The sequence below is a fragment of the Lentzea kristufekii genome, from assembly GCF_033949925.1.
GTDB lineage: Bacteria > Actinomycetota > Actinomycetes > Mycobacteriales > Pseudonocardiaceae > Lentzea > Lentzea kristufekii.
The window spans coordinates 41,003-57,520 of the sequence record NZ_JAXAVV010000009.1; the positions used below are offsets into that span (position 1 = coordinate 41,003).

General features: G+C 71.3%; 17 protein-coding genes. 10 read left to right on the forward strand and 7 right to left on the reverse strand.

Annotated features, from left to right (window positions below):
- Nucleotides 1-9 precede the first annotated feature (9 nt).
- Nucleotides 10-2,667: a helix-turn-helix transcriptional regulator gene (locus SK571_RS19465; RefSeq protein ID WP_319985498.1), complete on the reverse strand. Its 2,658-nt coding sequence runs from the start codon at nucleotides 2,665-2,667 to the stop codon at nucleotides 10-12.
- A 106-nt stretch (nucleotides 2,668-2,773) separates the two neighbouring features.
- Here SK571_RS19465 and SK571_RS19470 point away from each other — a divergent pair, with 106 nt between their 5' ends.
- The 6 genes from SK571_RS19470 to SK571_RS19495 all read left to right on the forward strand — a co-directional run bounded on the left by SK571_RS19470 (nucleotide 2,774) and on the right by SK571_RS19495 (nucleotide 8,264).
- Complete coding sequence (locus SK571_RS19470; RefSeq protein ID WP_319985499.1) at nucleotides 2,774-3,220, forward strand: VOC family protein; 447 nt, start codon at nucleotides 2,774-2,776, stop codon at nucleotides 3,218-3,220.
- Nucleotides 3,220-4,563, forward strand: a complete 1,344-nt coding sequence (locus SK571_RS19475) for a dihydrolipoyl dehydrogenase family protein (protein WP_319985500.1) — start codon at nucleotides 3,220-3,222, stop codon at nucleotides 4,561-4,563. Before SK571_RS19470 ends, SK571_RS19475 begins: the two co-directional genes overlap by 1 nt.
- Nucleotides 4,560-5,156 carry a VOC family protein gene (locus tag SK571_RS19480; protein ID WP_319985501.1) on the forward strand — a complete coding sequence of 199 codons (597 nt, stop codon included), beginning with the start codon at nucleotides 4,560-4,562 and terminating at the stop codon, nucleotides 5,154-5,156. The genes SK571_RS19475 and SK571_RS19480 overlap by 4 nt, the downstream gene beginning before the upstream one ends.
- Before the next feature lie 160 nt (nucleotides 5,157-5,316).
- Entirely contained in the window at nucleotides 5,317-6,285 is a 969-nt protein-coding gene (locus SK571_RS19485; protein WP_319985502.1) for an NAD(P)-dependent alcohol dehydrogenase, read from the forward strand.
- A gap of 69 nt (nucleotides 6,286-6,354) precedes the next feature.
- Nucleotides 6,355-7,827 (forward strand): carboxylesterase/lipase family protein, encoded by a 1,473-nt coding sequence (locus SK571_RS19490; RefSeq protein ID WP_319985504.1) that lies wholly within the window; start codon nucleotides 6,355-6,357, stop codon nucleotides 7,825-7,827.
- Nucleotides 7,824-8,264, forward strand: a complete 441-nt coding sequence (locus SK571_RS19495; protein ID WP_319985505.1) for a tetratricopeptide repeat protein — start codon at nucleotides 7,824-7,826, stop codon at nucleotides 8,262-8,264. Before SK571_RS19490 ends, SK571_RS19495 begins: the two co-directional genes overlap by 4 nt.
- Here the strand turns inward: SK571_RS19495 and SK571_RS19500 are convergent.
- Genes SK571_RS19500 through SK571_RS19510 form a run of 3 tightly spaced genes read right to left on the reverse strand, consistent with a single transcriptional unit; the run spans nucleotide 8,250 to nucleotide 11,619 of the window.
- Entirely contained in the window at nucleotides 8,250-9,863 is a 1,614-nt protein-coding gene (locus SK571_RS19500; protein WP_319985506.1) for an SDR family oxidoreductase, read from the reverse strand. The two genes, SK571_RS19495 and SK571_RS19500, sit on opposite strands and share 15 nt — an antisense overlap.
- 2 nt (nucleotides 9,864-9,865) lie before the next feature.
- A complete protein-coding gene (locus SK571_RS19505; RefSeq protein ID WP_319985507.1) occupies nucleotides 9,866-10,762 on the reverse strand; it encodes a PDR/VanB family oxidoreductase in 897 nt (298 codons plus the stop codon).
- The gene (locus SK571_RS19510; protein ID WP_319985508.1) at nucleotides 10,762-11,619 is read right to left on the reverse strand and encodes a metal-dependent hydrolase; all 858 of its coding nucleotides are present in this window, start codon (nucleotides 11,617-11,619) and stop codon (nucleotides 10,762-10,764) included. The genes SK571_RS19505 and SK571_RS19510 overlap by 1 nt, the downstream gene beginning before the upstream one ends.
- Nucleotides 11,620-11,690: 71 nt before the next feature.
- Between SK571_RS19510 and SK571_RS19515 the strand changes: the two genes are divergently transcribed.
- Nucleotides 11,691-12,302 carry a TetR/AcrR family transcriptional regulator gene (locus SK571_RS19515; RefSeq protein WP_319985509.1) on the forward strand — a complete coding sequence of 204 codons (612 nt, stop codon included), beginning with the start codon at nucleotides 11,691-11,693 and terminating at the stop codon, nucleotides 12,300-12,302.
- Between the two features lie 15 nt (nucleotides 12,303-12,317).
- Here the strand turns inward: SK571_RS19515 and SK571_RS19520 are convergent, their stop codons facing one another.
- Nucleotides 12,318-13,271, reverse strand: a complete 954-nt coding sequence (locus SK571_RS19520; protein WP_319985510.1) for a class I SAM-dependent methyltransferase — start codon at nucleotides 13,269-13,271, stop codon at nucleotides 12,318-12,320.
- A gap of 141 nt (nucleotides 13,272-13,412) precedes the next feature.
- Nucleotides 13,413-14,252 carry an SGNH/GDSL hydrolase family protein gene (locus SK571_RS19525; protein ID WP_319985511.1) on the reverse strand — a complete coding sequence of 280 codons (840 nt, stop codon included), beginning with the start codon at nucleotides 14,250-14,252 and terminating at the stop codon, nucleotides 13,413-13,415.
- Nucleotides 14,253-14,658: 406 nt separating this feature from the next.
- On the opposite strand from SK571_RS19525, the gene SK571_RS19530 reads away from it, so the two are divergent.
- The 3 genes from SK571_RS19530 to SK571_RS19540 all read left to right on the forward strand — a co-directional run bounded on the left by SK571_RS19530 (nucleotide 14,659) and on the right by SK571_RS19540 (nucleotide 15,788).
- Complete coding sequence (locus SK571_RS19530; protein ID WP_319985512.1) at nucleotides 14,659-15,258, forward strand: AAA family ATPase; 600 nt, start codon at nucleotides 14,659-14,661, stop codon at nucleotides 15,256-15,258.
- An 86-nt stretch (nucleotides 15,259-15,344) separates the two neighbouring features.
- A complete protein-coding gene (locus tag SK571_RS19535) occupies nucleotides 15,345-15,515 on the forward strand; it encodes a hypothetical protein (RefSeq protein ID WP_319985753.1) in 171 nt (56 codons plus the stop codon).
- A gap of 18 nt (nucleotides 15,516-15,533) precedes the next feature.
- Nucleotides 15,534-15,788, forward strand: a complete 255-nt coding sequence (locus tag SK571_RS19540) for a hypothetical protein (RefSeq protein ID WP_319985513.1) — start codon at nucleotides 15,534-15,536, stop codon at nucleotides 15,786-15,788.
- Between the two features lie 61 nt (nucleotides 15,789-15,849).
- Here the strand turns inward: SK571_RS19540 and SK571_RS19545 are convergent, their stop codons facing one another.
- A complete protein-coding gene (locus tag SK571_RS19545; RefSeq protein ID WP_319985514.1) occupies nucleotides 15,850-16,260 on the reverse strand; it encodes a ribonuclease domain-containing protein in 411 nt (136 codons plus the stop codon).
- Nucleotides 16,261-16,518 lie beyond the last annotated feature (258 nt).

The following is a 16,518-nucleotide window of genomic DNA, read 5'->3' on the forward strand; positions in this document are numbered from 1 at the left end:
CGGGGACGCTCAGAACTTCGCGCCGCGCAACTGGCGGCGCGAAGTCACCCCGACCTTGCCGAACACCTTGCGCAGGTGCCATTCCACGGTGCGCGGGCTGATGAACAGCCGCGTGCCGATCTCCGGGTTCGAGTAGCCCTCCCGCGCCAGCCGGGCGATCTGGTACTCCTGCGCGGTCAGCTCGTCCGTGGGCTCGGCGGTCCGCTTGCGCGCCGTCTCACCGGTCGCGTGCAACTCCCGCATCGCGCGATCCGCGAACGTCGGCATACCGCACGCCGTCAACGTTTCGTGCGCGGTGCGGAGGTGTTCGCGGGCCTCGACCCGCTGCCCCTCGCGCCGCAGCCACTCGCCGTAGAGCAGGTGGGCGCGGCCCAGTTCGCCGCGCAACGCCGTCCGCTCGAAACAGGCGATCGACTCGGCGAACGCCGGTGAATCGCCGTTCAGCGCGCGCAGACGGGCCTTGATGCCCAGCGACCACTGCGTGTCGACCCAGTCCGCGGAACGTTCCAGAGCCTCGGCGACCAGAGCCGTGTCGCCGGTGCGGGAGGCGGCCTCGGCCAGTTCGGACGTGATCAGGCAGCTGTAGACCAGGGTGTCGGACGCGCACACCCGCAGCGCGGCGTCACGGGCCAGGTCGTGCCGGCCCAGTCCGTTGTGGAGGATCGCGAGGGTCCAGTCGGCGATCACGGCCAGCCGTCCCTGGCCCGCGGCCGACGCCTCCGCACGGGTCGCGGTCGCCACGTCCTCGCCGCGGTAGGCGGCCTGCAGCAGCACCGCGTAACCGACCGGCGGGGTGCCGGTGACCTCCGAGATGCGCTGGTCCTCCTCGATCAACGCCTGCGCGGCGGCGGGTTCGCCGGCGAGGAGCTCGTTGTCCGCCAGGAAGTTCAGCGCGAACTGCAGCTGCACGAGCGCACCGGCGTCGCGGGACAGGCGGACCTGCTGCTGGGCGAACGCCCGGCGCGTGTCGAAGTCCCACATCTCGGTCGCGACGATCCCGCCCGCGCGGTTGCCGAACAGCCAGGGCACGCGGCTGATGTCGTCGGCGCCGACCTTCAACGCGCGCAGGTCGTCCAGCGCACGGGTCATGGGCGCGACGGCTGCCGCGTAGCCGGAGGTGATGCGGGTCGTCAACGCGTCCAGCACCAGGTCCAGGGCGCAGGGCGGGACGCGGGCCGGGGGAGCGGTGCGGGCGGCGTCGGCCAGCGGCGCGCCGGCCCAGACCGCGGCCGAGAGGGCTTCCAGGTGAGTCTCGCGAGCCAGGTCGGCGTCGAACGGCGCGAGCCTGCGGGCCGCGCTGAACAGCAGCGGCGCGGCGTCGGCGACCCGGCGCTGGTCGAACGCGATGTGCCCTCGCAGGTGCTCGACCTGGGCACTGCGCAGCTCGTCCGGCGGCCCGGCCTCGACGGCGGACAGCAGCCGCAACGAGGCGTCCAGCGCGCCCGCGTCACGCTTGGCCCGCGCGGCGGCGAGTTCACGGGAGGCCCGGCGGCCGGGCTCCGGCGTCAGCACGGCGGCCTGTTCGAGGAACGCGGCGGCGGCCAGCAGCCCGCCCCGCGCCTGGGCTCGGCCTGCCGAGTTCTCCAGGTCGGCGGCGACTTCTTCGTCCGGTGCGGCGGTGCCCTGCGCCCGGTGCCACGCGCGCCGGTCCGGGTCGATGGCGGGATCCGTCACGTCGGCCAGCGCCCGGTGTACGCGCAGCCGGTCCGCGGCGGACGCCGACCGGTAGACGGCGGAGCGCACCAGCGGGTGCCTGAACTGGACGCGGGCGCCGAACTCGATCAGCCCGGTGCCCAGCGCGGCGGCCGCCGGGTCGGCACCCAGCCCGAGCAGCCCTGCCGCCCGCCACAGCAGGGTCGCGTCCCCGAGCGGCTCGGCCGCGGCGGTCAGCATCAGCAGCCGGGTGTCGGCGGGCAGCGGCGCGATCTGGCGGACGAAGCTCTGCTCGATGCGGCTGGTCAGCGGCCCCGGGTCCAGCCCGTCGGCCACCTCGCGCGGCAGTTCCAGCAACGCCAGCGGGTTGCCGCGGGCCTCGGCGACGATCCGGTCGCGCACCCGGCCGTCGACCGGTCCCTTGATCACCGACTCCAGCAACGCGCGGGCGTCGGCGTCGTCCAGGCCGCGCACGAACAGCTCGGGCAGCCCGTCGAGGTAGTCGTTGCCCTCGCGCAGCACGAAGACCAGCGCGATCCGTTCGGCGAGCAGCCTGCGGGCGACGAACCCGAGCACCGCCGACGACATCGCGTCGAGCCACTGCGCGTCGTCCACCAGGCACGCCAGCGGCTGCTCGTCGGCGACCTCGGCGAGCAGCGTCAGCACCGCCAGGCCGACCATGAACCGCGTCGGCCGCGGCCCGGCGGCCATCCCGAACGCCGTGCCGAGCGCCTCGCGCTGCGGTGCGGGCAGCCGGTCCAGCCGGTCGAGGAACGGCGCGCACAGCTGGTGCAGCCCCGCGTACGGGAACGCGCTCTCGGACTCGACCCCGGCGGCCCGTGCCACCCGGAACCCCGCGGCGCGCGCCGACACCTGGTCGAGCAGCGCGGTCTTGCCGATCCCGGCCTCACCCCGCAGGACCAGCACCTGACCGGCGCCGGACCGCGCCTGGACGAGCAGTCGATCCAGCGTCTCCGCCTCAGTGCGTCTGCCGAGCAGACCTTCGTCCGACACGGGTCCGAGCCTACGGGCCAGGGGGTGACCAGGGTGTTCCACGGGTTCGAGCGACCCCCTGGCGGGAGCAGTCTCATGTCATCGACAACGAAGGAGATGAACCCCGATGGACTACAAGCTCGAGGTGACCGTCATCCCGGTCAGCGACATCGACCGGGCCGTCCACTTCTACAAGGCGCTCGGCTGGCGCTTCGACGCCGAGTTCGCCGACGACGAGGGCTACCGCCTGGTCCAGTTCACGCCGACCGGGTCACCCGCGTCGATCATCTTCGGCACCGGCGTCTCGAACGCCGCCCCCGGCAGCGTCGAGGGCCTGCACCTGATCGTCGACGACATCGAGGCCGCCCGCGAGGACCTGATCGGCCGGGGCGTGCAGGTCAGCGAGATCTTCCACGACAAGACCGGCGTCTTCCACCACGCCGGCACCACCGGCCGGGTCGCCGGCCCGGACCCCGCCCGCACCAGCTACGGCTCGTTCGCCTCGTTCACCGACCCGGACGGCAACGGCTGGGTGCTGCAGGAAGTCACCACGCGCCTTCCGGGACGTGTGTGATGACCTCGCACTACGACGTGATCGTCATCGGCGGCGGATCCCCCGGCGAGCACTTCGCCGCCGCCGTCGCCGAGGGCGGGCTTCGGGTGGCGCTGGTCGAACGCGAGTTGCTCGGCGGCGAGTGCTCCTTCTGGGCGTGCATCCCGTCCAAGACCCTGCTGCGTGCCGGTGAGGCCGTGGCGGCCGCGAAGCAGGTCCCCGGCGCCCGCGAGGCGGTCACCGGCGAGATCGACGTGAAGGCCGTGCTCGACTGGCGCGACTTCATGGTGTCGTCCTACGACGACACGGGTGGCGAGAAGTGGGCCGAGAGCGCCGGAATCGACGTGCTGCGCGGTCACGGCAGGATCGCCGGGCCGCGGACCGTCGCCGTCGGCGACCAGACCTACACCGCCGACCACATCGTGGTCGCCACCGGCTCGTCGGCCTTCCTCCCGCCGATCCCGGGCCTGAGCGACCTGGACGTGTGGACGAACCGCGAGGCCACCGGCGTCCGGGAGATCCCGCGCCGGCTGCTGGTCCTGGGCGGCGGGCCCGTGGGAGTCGAGATGGCGCAGGCGTTCCTGAGCCTCGGCTCCGAGGTCGCCCTGGTCGAGGGCGCCGACCGGCTGCTGCCCCGCGAACCGGAGGCGGCCGGCCGGGCACTCACCGAGGCGTTGGCCGCGGACGGCGTCGAACTGCACCTCGGCGTGCACGCCACCGCGGCGCGGTTCGAGAACGACGAGTACGTGCTCGACCTCCCGGACGGCACCCGGCTGCGTGGCGACAAGCTCCTCGTCGCCACCGGACGCCGCCCGCGCGTCGACGGCATCGGACTCGAAACCGTTGGAGTCGAGCCGAATCCGCGCGGCATCACCACCGACGGGCGGATGAACGTCGCGGACGGCATCTGGGCGGTCGGCGACGTCACGGGCCAGTGGAACCTGACCCACGTCGGCAAGTACCAGGGCCGCGTCGCCGCCGCGAACATCCTCGGCACACCGGCCGAGGTCGACTACAACGCCGTTCCCCGCGTCGTGTTCACCTCCCCGGAGGTCGCCGCGGTCGGTGCGGCAGAGGGGAAGTACACCGCGACCGCCCACCTGTCCGGTGTGGCGCGCACGGCCACCTACACCCGTGAGTACGCCACACGGCCAGGATTCCTGACCCTCGTGTCCGACGGCGAAGTCCTCACCGGCGCCTACGCGGTGGGCCCGGAGGCGGGTGAGTGGCTGCAGCAGGCCACTCTTGCGATCCGCGCGAAGGTCCCGCTGTCCGTGCTGCTCGACGTCATCCAGCCGTTCCCCACCTTTTCGGAGGCGTTCCTCAACGCACTCCGCGACCTCGCGAAGGAAGTAGCGAAGTGAAGAACCTCGAAGAGATCGACATGAAGCTCGAAGTCACCGTCGTCCCCGTCACGGACGTGGAGCGCGCCAAGGAGTTCTACCGCAGCCTCGGCTGGCGCCAGGACGTCACCCCGCCGTGGGTCGTGCAGTTCACCCCGCACGGTTCCAGCGCGTCCATCCACTTCGGTGAGGGCGTCACGACCGCGGAACCCGGCTCCGGCAGGCACTTCCTGGTCGTCGCGGACGTCGTCGAGACGCACGAGGCCCTGCTGGCGGCCGGGATCAAGGTCGGCCCGCTGTTCCACGGCGGCCCGGACGGCCCCGTCGAGGGCCCGGACCCCGAGCGCCGCAGCTACTTCACCCGCGCCGAGTTCGCCGACCCGGACGGCAACACGTGGATCCTGCAGGAGGTCACGACCCGCCTGCCCGGCCGCGTCGACGCCGACGACACGTCCTACGGCTCGATCACCGACCTGGCCGCGGCGTTGCGCAGGGCCGCTGTGGCCCACGGCGAGCACGAGAAGCGCAACGGCGGCGAGTTCGACGAGAACTGGCCTGACTGGTACGCCGAGTACATGGTCAAGGAGCAGACGGGCCAACAGCTCCCGCTGTAGGCCGGATGAACGAAGAGAGGGCAAGAGCGCTGCGCGGAACGCCGGGCCCCTCGGCGTTCCGCGCGCTTCGTGCTGCCGTGACGAGGAACCCTAGGGGTCGTCCCTGATGTGCCGGGGCGTCGTCGCCGCTTACCTTCCTCCCCAAGCGAGGGAGGCCGCGATGAAGGCGATCGTCCAGGACAGATACGGCTCCGCGGACGTGTTGGAGCTGCGGGAGGTCGAACGGCCGGTGCCCGCCGCCGGCGAGGTGCTGGTGCGGGTGCGGGCGTCGTCGGTGAACGCCGCCGACTGGCACATCATGCGCGGTGATCCGTACTTCGCGAGGCTGTTCCTGGGGTGGAAGGGCCCGAAGACGCGGATCCGGGGGATGGACTTCGCGGGTGTGGTCGAGGAGACCGGGCCCGGCGTGGGTGGCATGCTGCAGGTCGGGGACGAGGTGTTCGGGGAGGTCGAGGGGTCCTTCGCCGAATACGTCCGGGTGCCCGCGAACCTGGTGCAGCACAAGCCGTCCACCCTCACGTTCGAGCAGGCGGCGACGCTGCCGCTGGCGGGCAACACCGCGTGGATGGGCCTGAAGGACCTGCGGGCCGGGCAGAAGGTGCTGATCAACGGCGCGTCCGGCGGGGTCGGGCTGATGGCGGTGCAGATCGCCAAGGCGCGCAAGGCGATCGTGACCGGGGTGTGCAGCACGCGCAATGTCGAGCAGGTCCGTTCGGTCGGCGCCGACCACGTCGTCGACTACCGGACCACTGACTTCACCCGCTCCGGGCAGCGCTACGACCTCGTCTTCGACCTGGTGGGGAACAGGTCGATGGGTGAGTTGCGGGCGTTGCTCACCGACGACGGCACGCTCGTGCTCTCCGGCGGTGGCAGCTTCACCGGCGGTGTGCTGTTCGGGCCGTACCGGCTGATCATCCAGGGCAAGCTGCTCGCGTCGTTCTCCCGGCAGCGGCTCGTGGTGCTGGAGGCCAAGCCCAGCAAGGAGAACCTGGCCGCGCTGGGGGAGCTCGCGGAGTCGGGACAGCTGGTGCCGGTGATCGAGCGGACCTACCCGCTGACCGACGCGGCCGACGCCATCCGGCACGTCGAGTCGGAACACGCGCGGGCGAAGGTCGTCGTCACGGCCTGATCGGCTCGGCCGGACCGTTCAGCGGTAATTCCCTGGCTTTTTCGCGGGCGGTGCGCCGACGATTCCGCCATGGTCGAGGTTCGAGTCACCGGCGGCACGGTTCGCGGCACCGCTGAGCAGGGCATGGCGGTGTTCCGCGGCATCCCGTTCGCCGCGCCACCGGTCGGGGAGTTCCGCTTCGCCGCACCGCAGCCGGTCGAGGCGTGGGACGGCGTGCGGGAGGCGCTGGCGTTCGGGCCGCCGCCACCGCAGGCCGCGGTGTTCGGCATGGACGGCATGGGCGCGGCCGGTGACGAGTGGCTGACGGTGAACGTCTGGTCGCCCGGCATGTCGGGCGACCTGCCGGTGATGGTGTGGATCCAGGGCGGCGCCTACACGGTCGGCATGTCCGGCCTGCCCGAGTACGACGGCGCGCGGCTCGCGTCGGGCGGTGTCGTCGTGGTGACGTTCAACTACCGCGTCGGCATCGAGGGGTTCGCGCTGATCGAGGGCGCCCCCGCGAACCGCGGGCTGCTGGACCAGGTCGCGGCGCTGGAGTGGGTGCGCGACAACATCCGCGCGTTCGGCGGTGATCCGGCCCGCGTGACGGTCTTCGGCCAGTCCGCGGGTGGCGGTTCGGTGGCGGCGTTGCTCGCGATGCCGCGTGCCGCGGGGCTGTTCCACCGTGCGATCGCGAGCAGCGTGCCGGGCACGTTCTTCGCGCCGGAACTGGCCGCGGACATCGCGGCCGCGTGCGCCGCCGAGCTCGGGTTGCGTCCCACCGTCGCCGATCTGTCCACTGTGGAGCCGGAACTGCTGCCGGCCGCGGGCGACGAGGTCATGGCCAAGATGCGGCACGTCGCCCGCTGGGGCCGGGCCGCGCACAAGCTGATCCCGTTCGCGCCCGTGGTCGACGGCGACGTCCTGCCGACGACGCCGTGGGAGGCGCTGAAGTCAGGTGCGGCGCGCGACGTCGAGCTGATCGCCGGGCACACGCGCCACGAACAGCGACTTCTGTCCGTGCTGGAGGGTCTGGTGGGCAGCGTGACCCCGGAGCAGGCGTCGGAGGCGCTGGATGTGTTCGCGCCCGGTCTCGCGTATCCGGACCTGGCGCCGGAGGAGTTGTTCGAGCTGGTCTGCTCGGACTGGCTGTTCCGGATGCCGTCGCTGCACCTCGCGGAGGCGCAGGTGGCAGGTGGCGGCCAGGCACACGTGTACGTGGTGGCCTTCGAGCCGACCGAGGTGTTCCGCGCGTGCCACGGCGTGGACGTGCCGCTCGTGTTCGGCAACCTCGACCGGGGACAGGCGGCCGCGGTGCTCGGGGAGATCACCCCGGAGGTGCGGGAGGTGTCCGGCCGGATGCGGGCGGCGTGGACGGGATTCGCGGTGGACGGCGATCCCGGCTGGCCCGCCTACTCCGCTGACCGCGCCACGCGGATCTTCGACGTCCAGGACGAGGTGACCGCCTACCCGGAGGAGCGGTCGCGGCTGATCTGGCATGACCACGCGTGGGAATACCTGCCCCTGGAAGGCGTTGTACGCGCCGGAAGGGAGGTTCGATGAACAACGAACTCTCGGTGCACGACAGCACGATGTTCAACGCCTACCAGCCGAACGGTGAGGTGGCGGCGGATCGCTGGGTGACGGCGACGCGCCTGTTCGACGCCGGCCACGTCGAGACTCCCGCCGAGAAGTGGGAGCGCGCACAGCTGCTGTTCGAGTCCCGCGACTACGTCAAGGCCGCGGAGATGCTGGCCGCTGTCGCCGGCGAGGTGCCGTTCCAGACGGACCTCCACCTGCTGCTGGCCCGCGCGTACTACCACTCCGCGCAGCTGAACAAGGCCGAGGCGCGGCTCCGCGTGATCGTGGACCGCGACCCGGTCGAGCACTACGCCCACCTGCTGCTCGGCCGCACGCTGGAGCGGCAGGGCCGGCCGGAGGAGGCCGCGCCCTGGCTCCGCCTCGCCGCAGCGTTCGGTGGGGAACTAGCCGAGGTCTAGCTTGGCGAACGTGCGCAGGAGGCCCGGTGTGGCCCGGCTGGCGAGCCGGGCCGCCCTGGCCTCCGCGGTCACCGGCACGACGGGCTTGTTGCGGCGCACCGCGCGCACGATCTGGGTGGCGACGCCCTCCGGGCCGAAGCCTCGCCGGGCGTAGATCCGGGACGCGCGGTCCTGCTTGCTGCGTTCCTCCTCGGAGCTGACGCCGGAGAACGTCGTGGTGGCGGTGATGTTCGTGTTCACCAGCCCCGGGCAGATGGCGCTGACGCCGATGGCGTGCGGCGCGAGCTCGGCCCGCAGGCAGTCCGAGAGCATGAACACCGCGGCCTTGCTGGTGGCGTACGCGGAGAGGATCTTCGACGGCAGGTAGGCCGCCGCCGAGGACAGGTTCACGATGTGGCCGCCCTCCGCGCGGTCGACCATCAGCTCGCCGAACGCCCGGCAGCCGTGCACGACACCCCACAGGTTGACGTCCAGCACCCGTTGCCACTGCTCGGTCGTGGTCGTCAGGAACGACCCGGAGTGGCCGATGCCGGCGTTGTTCACGACCACGTCGGGCACGCCGTGCTCGTCCGCGACCTGCCGTGCCCAGGCCCGTACCGCCTCTTCTGAGCGCACGTCGACCTCGTAGGCGTGGCCGTCCACCATGCCCGCGGTCTCCTTGGCGGCGGCGAAGTCCACATCGGACACCACGACGCGGGCGCCGGTCCTGGCGAACGCCACCGCGGTCGCGCGGCCGATGCCGCTGCCGCCACCGGTGATCACGACGAGCTCGCGCTTCGGCGTGGAGTCCGCGACGAACTCGCTGATCATCCGGGCGAGCGGCTCCGGGTGGCTCAGCGGTGCCCAGTGCCCGGCCGCGATCTTGCGGCGCGTGAGCGACGGCACCCAGCGTTCGAGGTCGAGCGGTTCGGTGCGGATGTAGCGGTCGTGGACCGGCTGGACCACCTGCACCGGCATGGGTGCGAAACGCTGCCGAGGTGAGCGCATGACCTGTCGGATGTTGGCGCGGTACAACGAGATCCCGCGCACCGCGTCGGAGGTGATCGTGCGCGCGGGCTTGACCTTCACGCCTTCCAGCCGCCGCAGCACGCCTCCCCAGCGGGGGCCGAGGTAGAGCCGCCAGAACAGGGGTGCGAGCACCGGCAGGTGGAACGCGCCGATGTACCAGGACCGGAGGAACTGCCGGAGGTGGGCGATCGACAGCCCCTTCCGCGACCAGTGCCCCATGTGGTCGAGGCACGGGCCGGAGATCGAGGTGAACGTGGCGATCCGCGCGCCGGGCGTGGTCACCGCCTCCCAGGACTGGATCGAGCCCCAGTCGTGGCCGACCAGGTGCACCGGCTCGTCCGGGCTGACCGCGTCGATCACCGCGAACAGGTCCGCCGCCAGCCGTTCGAGCCGGTAACCGTCCTCAGTGGACGGAGCAGAGGACTCGCCGGCGCCTCGCACGTCGTACGTGACGACGCGGAAGTCCTTCTCCAGCAGGGCGGCCACGCGGTCCCAGACCTCGTGCGTGTCCGGATACCCGTGCACCAGGACCACCGTCGGCCCGGACGTGCCGCGCACCTGCACGGCGAGGTCGACTTCCCCGGAACGCACCTTCACATGTCCTCCAAGACGAGTCGGTCACCGGCGGGCCGGTCCACGCAGATCCGCACGCCGCCGACGTCGCACGTGCCGCAGAACCCCTGCCGGCAGGAGTAGGCGACCGACGGCCGGAAGTCCCTGATCACGTCGAGCGCCGACCGGTCGGCCGGCACGTCGAGGGTTACCCCGCTGCGCCGCAGTTCGACCGCGAACGGCCGGCCGCCGACGATCGGTGGCGGGCTGAAGCGTTCGAAGTGCAGCCAGCGCGACGCGAACTCGGCCCGCACCTGGTCGAGCATCGACGCCGGTCCGCAGCAGTACACCGCGCCACGCGGCGTCGCGTCCCCGAGCAGTGCCGGGCCGCGTCCGATCCGCACGTCGACGCGGCCGACCGGGAGTTCGTCCAGGAACGGCATCGCCGCCATCGACCGTCCGACGTACACGAGCCGCCAGTCGAGGCCCGCCCGCGCTGCCGCGTGCACCATCGGCAGGATCGCGGTGATTCCGATGCCGCCCGCCACGAACAGGACCGGCCCGATCCCGGCGAACGGGAACGCGTTGCGCGGCCCCCGCACCTGGATCCGGTCGCCGACCCGCAACGCCTGCACCTCGCGCGAACCGGCGCCGACCTCGCGGACCGCGATCCGGTAGGTGTTCTCGCCCGGATCACCGCACAACGAGTACTGGCGGCGCAGCCCGGACGGCAGGTGCAGGTCGAGGTGGCAGCCGGGTTGCCAGGCGGGCAGCGCCGGCCCGCCGAAGCGGAGGGCGACCACGCCGTCCGCGACCTGTGAGCGTTCGACGACGTCGAGCCACAACGCGTCCCGTGCGGCACCGGGTCGCGCCCGGCCGCCGAACCGGGTCACCGCGGCGTCGTAGAGGTTCCCGAACCGAGTCAGGCCGGTGAGCATCAGTGCGCCTCACGCGCGGCGGGGGAGGAGGCGAGGTACGCGATCGCCTGCGCTGTCGACCCCTCCTGCTTCGGGTGGTAGGCCGGGTGGAAGTACCGCAGGAACGCCCGGAAGATCTCCGACAGCTTCGGCAGCAAGCCGCGCCTGGCCGCCCGCGTGAACTCGCGCCAGGTCAGCCGCACCCTCGTGGCCCTGTCCGCGCGCACCATGAACCGCGCCCCGCGCACCCACAGCCAGAACAGCACCGGCGCGACCAGCAGCATCGTCCGCGCCCGCCGCACGTACCGGCGGTCGAGATGGCACATCAGGTCGTAGGCGACGCTGCGGTGCTCGACCTCCTCGGCGGCGTGCCAGCGCAGCAGGTCCAGCATCACCGGGTGGATGCCCGCCCGGTCGAGCGCGTCGGCGTTCAGCATCCAGTCGCCCAGGTACGCCGTGAAGTGCTCGACGGCGGCGACGATCGCGACCCGTTCGATCAACTGCTCGCGCGCCTGCTCCTCGGTCAGCCCGGCCTGGGGACCGAGGATCCGCTGGAAGACGTGCTCCATCTGCCGGGTGAACGGCCGCGGGTCGAGCCCGTTGGCGAGCAGGTGGTCCAGCACCTCGCTGTGCGCCTCGGCGTGCATCGCCTCCTGCCCGATGAACCCGAGCACGTCCTCGCGCAACGTGTCGTCGGAGATCAGCGGCACCGCCTGCTGGAACGTCCGCACGAACCACCGCTCGCCCTCGGGCAGCAGCAGGTGCAGGACGTTCATGACGTGCGTGGCCACCGGTTCGTCCGGAACCCAGTGCATCGGCAGGGTCGACCAGTCGAACTGCACGTCACGCGGCTGCAGAACGAGGTTGTCCGGCTCCATCGCAGTACCTCCGCCAATTACTACGCCTGCGTAGCTTTGTGAAAGCTACGCCACCGTAGCAATATGGTCGGGTGAACACAACGCGTCGCAAGTACGCCCGCCGCCTGCCGCCGGAGCAGCGCCGCGAGCAGCTGCTGGACGCCGCCCTGAGCCTCATCCCGGCCGGCTTCGACACCGTCACGATGGAGTCGGTCGCGAAGCAGGCCGAAGTCACCAAGCCCGTGCTCTACGACCTGTTCGCGAACCGGGGCGAGCTGATCAGCGCCCTGCTCGAACGCGAGGCGGGCCGCGCCACCGAACAGGTCCTGGCCGCCCTGCCCACGGACTTCGCCACCCGTTCCCCGGACGACGCCTTCGCCGACGCCGTCCGGGTCTTCGTGCACGCCGTGGTCGAGGCGCCCGACCGCTGGCGCCTCGTGCTCCTGCCGCCGGAGGGCACCCCGCACGAGTTCCGCGACCAGGTCGAACTGGTCCGCGCCGGGGTCCTGGCCCAGATCGAGGACCTGGCCGCGCTGGGCCTGAAGGAACTCGGCCGCCTCGACGACCTCGACTCGGCCCTGCTGGGCCACGCGATGCTCGCCCTCGCCGAGATGTCCGGGCGGCTGGCCCTCACCGACCCGGAGAAGTTCACGCCCGACCGGCTGGTGGCCTTCGTGACCCGGATCGCCCACGGCCTGCGCTGAGCGTCCGGGACGTCGTCACCGCCTGGTGCGGACGTGCGTGAGCAGCGCCAGCCCCGTCGGGTCGAGACCCGCCGACACGTCGCAGCCCGGCAGCAACGCGCGGACGGCGCGCTCGTCGCGTTCGACCACCGACCAGTCCATCAGGTACTCGAGCGACCACCGGAACGGGTTGCCGGTCGTGCTGCTGGAGAAGTAGAACGTGCCGCCGGGACGGCAGAGCCTGGTCAGCACCGCCTCGGTCAGCCGCACGGCCGCGCGGTCGTTGAGGTAGTCGTACAGGCCGTTGACGAGCACCAGGTCGAACGGCCCGAGCTCGGCGAGCTTCGGGAGCGCGCGGAACACGTTGCCGGGGACCGCGGTCGTGACCTCGTTGAGCAGCCCGAGCCGCTTGTGGGCCAGTTCCAGCGCGTCCGGATCGACGTCGGTGAGCACGAACCTGTCCCCGGGCCGCATGATGCCGGGCGGGATGAGCCGCAGGTCGGGGGCGGCGCCGGACGCGATCAGCAGCACCGAACGCGGGCCGTTGCGCGGCGCGGTCAGGGCGTCGCTGATCAGCCGGGCCTGGTGCATCACCCGGTTGCGCTGCTGCTGGGTGATCGCGGAGCCCTGCAGGTGCGCCTCGACGTGCCAGCCGAGCGTGCCCGGCGCGGAGTTGTTGGCCTGCGCCATCACGTGCTCGACCAGCTGGAAGTCGCTCGGGTAGCCGCGTGCCCACTCGTTCTCGTCACGCGTGAACGGGGAGCGCGAGCACTTCGACCGCGCGGGCTGGACGATCGCGGCGATGTCCTCGTCCGGCACTCCCGCGAGCACGCTGGCGCCGATCTGCGCGCTGAGCGTGCGGAAACGGCCACCGACCAGCATGTGCGCCGACGGATCGGCGAGGTCGAACTCCTTCTCGCTGCGCAGGAAGCCGTCGACGGCGTCGTTCAGCCGGTGCAGGACGTCGGTGCTGTGCGGGAGCACGGTCATCAACCACTTCCTCGGTGCGGCAACGGTTCCAGAGACTGTCAGGCCGAGCGGCTGATCAACAGAGTCTTTCGGGTAATACGGGGAAAACCCCGGCCCGGTTCGCGGGGGGAGCGTGCTGGACCCGCGGGGGAGCGGAAAGGCTCAGCGGCTCGCCGCGGTCACGGCCTCCGCGATCGCCTGATGACCGGCCGGTGTCGGGTGCACGTCGGTGCGGTCGCAGAAGTAGGTGAGCGTGCACACCTTGGCCACCGAGGCCGGGATCTGGCCGTACTTCGGGTCCTGGGTCAGCTCGGTCAGTGCGCCGTAGCCGCCGGTCGAGCTCGTGACGTCGGCGAACTTCGCGCCGAACCTCGCGTACTGGGCCGCGATCCTGGTGTTGAAGTCCTGGAACATGGTGACCGACAGCTTGGCGAGGTTCTTGCCGTTCGGGAAGGACGGGTTCACCCAGGCGCCCAGGAACACGTCCGGGTAGGTCAGGCCGACGATCTTCACGTTCGGCGCGGCTTCTCGCAGTTCGGTCAGCGTGCCGGCGACGTTGGTCTGGATGTCGGCCACGGTCCTGGTGGCGCATTCCAGGGGTTGCTGCGACAGCGCGCACGGGGCCAGGTCGTTGCCGCCGATCACTACCGTTATCAGGGCGGTTTTTCTGGTGCGCAGTGCGTCCACCGCGGCGTCCAGCTGGGTCTTGCCGCCGGCGTCCGGGCCGCAGGCCGGTTTCGAGGCCAGGTCCGCCGACGTGGCGCCGTTGCAGGCCAGGTTGATCAGTTTCAGGTTCGATTGCCTGGCTACGAGCTGCGCGAAGCTTTCGGCTGTGCCGTTCGGGCCGAAGCCTGTGGCGTAGGAGTCGCCGATCGAGATGTGGACTTGCTCGTCTGGTGGTCGGGTGCTGCTCGACGTGGGCGCCGGGATCGGCGTGGGTGGTGTTGAGGAGCACGCGCCCAACGCCAGCAGTAGCGTCAGGACCAGCGCAAACCTCGGCACAACCGCTCCTTCTGTCGGGAATGGATGTGCTGAGGTTACGAAACTGTTCGTGAGGGGCCTGTCAGTCGCTCACGGTTGTGGGGTGTTGGTGGGTGGTTGGCTTTGCGCGCCGCGACCTGGTGGGTGGGTCGCCTTGCGGGCGGCGACCTTGCGGTTGCGTGCTTTCCCTGGGGGCTCTGCCCCCAGACCCCCGGCAATCTGATCAGGGGGCCCGCGCCGTGAGCGGGTAGATGGCTCTGTTGCGTTGGGCGGCTGCCTGTTGCGTAGCTGGGTTGCGTTGGCGATGGGACCCCACCGCCTGGCCCTTGTGGCAGGACGGCTCGCCTTCGGCTTCGCGGGTGATCTGCGTGCTCTGAGAGCGAATAGTGATCACTCGTGCCCCCGTTGGTGTTTGGGTGGGGGTGTGATGGATCTCTACCTCGGCTTGGAGCCGACCACCGAGCGGCCGGTGGTCGTGCTTGTTGCGGGCATTCCTGGTGCGGGTAAGAGCACGCTGGCCGAAGGGCTGGCCCGGCGGTTGCGCACGCCTGTCTTCTCGCTGGACTGGGTGATGGGCTCGCTGGTGCTCGCCCGTGCGGTCACCGACTCGAACGCGGTCGAGGTTGTCGATCTCCAGCTCACTGCTGCTGTTGCCCGGCAGGTCCAGCTCGGGATCGACGTGATCGTGGACGTGGCCGGGCACACCCGTGAGGAGCGGGGGAGGTGGCGTGAGCTCACCGAGCGGCTTGGGGGTGTGTTCGTCGGCGTCGAGTGCGTTTGTTCGGACGCCGTGGTGCATCGGGAGCGGGTCGAGGGGCGTGACCGGGGGATTCCTGGGTGGCACGCGACGGTTCCGTGGCAGCACGTTGAGCGGATGCGGGGGCTGTGGGAGCCGTGGGACGAGGAGCATCTGGTGCTCGACTCGGCTGTGGAGAGCCCGGAAGGGGCGGTGCTGCGGGTTCTGGAGTTGGTGCGGGGTCTGCGGTCAACAGGGGAGATCGCAGACCCCGGGATCGTGGGGCGTTAGGCGCTTTCTGCTGCTGCCGCTCGGCCTGCTGCTCGGCCGGAGAACAGGCAGCCGCCCAGGAAGGTGCCTTCCAGTGCTCGGTAGCCGTGTACGCCGCCGCCAGTGGCGACTTCCCGGACGCGTCCGAACTCGCTCGCACCGGCCTGCGTCCCGATGGTCGTTACCACTGCGTGGTGTCCGGGGTGACCGACCCGAGCCACGCGCGGACGCTGGAACAGCGGCTGCACGCGTTCGGCGGCGTGTACGGACTGGTCTAAGGGCGCCTGGCGGGGCTCATGCACGTGCCGCCGTCGTGGTCGGACGATCTGCTGGTGGTGTCGCCCGCGACGCCGCTGAAGTCGTTGCGGGGCACGTACTCGATGGGCACGCGGGCGCTCGCGGCCGCGGGGGCCTCGCTGGGTGTGCGGCTGCTGACCGATCTCGCTGGTGAGACCGCTCTCGCGGCGTTCCCCGGACTGGCGGCCGGCTCAGCGCGACGGCCGGCGCCGACCTCGGCGAGAACTCGGACGCGGGACGTTCGCACGTGCTGACGACGCTGCACACCTGGTGGGCGCTGCGGTCGTGGATCGACCGCAGCGCCGGGTGAAGCCCTTAGAGGCGGTAGAAGTTCGCGTAGTGGTCGGGGGAGAAGTAGACGGTGCCGGCGGTGCGGTCGACGATGATCCGGTACGCGTCCCGGGACGCGCCGCACGCACGCGGGTAGACGTCGAACTCCAGGTAGCTGTGGCCGGCCGGCAGCTGGCCCTCGCGGTTCTGGTGCACACCGCCCGCGAAGTTGCACTGGCCGTTCGGCCAGCTGTTCCAGCCGCGCGTGCTGGGGTAGCCCTTGTCCGCCCAGATCGAGTTGGCGCTGCGCGCCGCGGTGCAGCGCGTCTGTGTGCAGGAGCTGTAGACGGCGGCGTCGGCCGCGGGGGCGACGGCGGTGGTCACGCCGAGGACGGACGCGACGACGGCGAGGGCGGCGAACAGGCGACGTGTCCGGTGCGGTTGCAGGGTGAGCACTTCAGACCTCCATCGGCAGGGAACGAGGAACGTCGTGATCCTTTCTGTTGATCACCACGAGCTGATGAACGGCAGGGAACCATCGGCACAACTGTGGCCACCCCACGCTCGCACACCGGGCCACCCCGCGCGAGGCTCGGACCGTTCACGACTCTGAACGCCCGAGTTGATCAACTCCGAACAGCCGATTGCGGATGCTGCCTCCGGCGATAGATTTGTCCAATGGCAGCACGAAAGCACTTGTTGGTGCTGTTGACC

Excerpts from the sequence above, each read along its gene's own strand:
- SK571_RS19470 (WP_319985499.1), top strand. The coding sequence starts at position 2,774 with ATGGACTACAAGCTCGAGGTGACCGTCATCCCGGTCAGCGACATCGAC.
- SK571_RS19540 (WP_319985513.1), top strand. The coding sequence starts at position 15,534 with ATGCACGTGCCGCCGTCGTGGTCGGACGATCTGCTGGTGGTGTCGCCC.
- SK571_RS19495 (WP_319985505.1), top strand. The coding sequence starts at position 7,824 with ATGAACAACGAACTCTCGGTGCACGACAGCACGATGTTCAACGCCTAC.
- SK571_RS19520 (WP_319985510.1), bottom strand. The coding sequence starts at position 13,271 with ATGACCGTGCTCCCGCACAGCACCGACGTCCTGCACCGGCTGAACGAC.
- SK571_RS19530 (WP_319985512.1), top strand. The coding sequence starts at position 14,659 with ATGGATCTCTACCTCGGCTTGGAGCCGACCACCGAGCGGCCGGTGGTC.
- SK571_RS19475 (WP_319985500.1), top strand. The coding sequence starts at position 3,220 with ATGACCTCGCACTACGACGTGATCGTCATCGGCGGCGGATCCCCCGGC.
- SK571_RS19485 (WP_319985502.1), top strand. The coding sequence starts at position 5,317 with ATGAAGGCGATCGTCCAGGACAGATACGGCTCCGCGGACGTGTTGGAG.
- SK571_RS19505 (WP_319985507.1), bottom strand. The coding sequence starts at position 10,762 with ATGCTCACCGGCCTGACTCGGTTCGGGAACCTCTACGACGCCGCGGTG.
- SK571_RS19490 (WP_319985504.1), top strand. The coding sequence starts at position 6,355 with ATGGTCGAGGTTCGAGTCACCGGCGGCACGGTTCGCGGCACCGCTGAG.
- SK571_RS19510 (WP_319985508.1), bottom strand. The coding sequence starts at position 11,619 with ATGGAGCCGGACAACCTCGTTCTGCAGCCGCGTGACGTGCAGTTCGAC.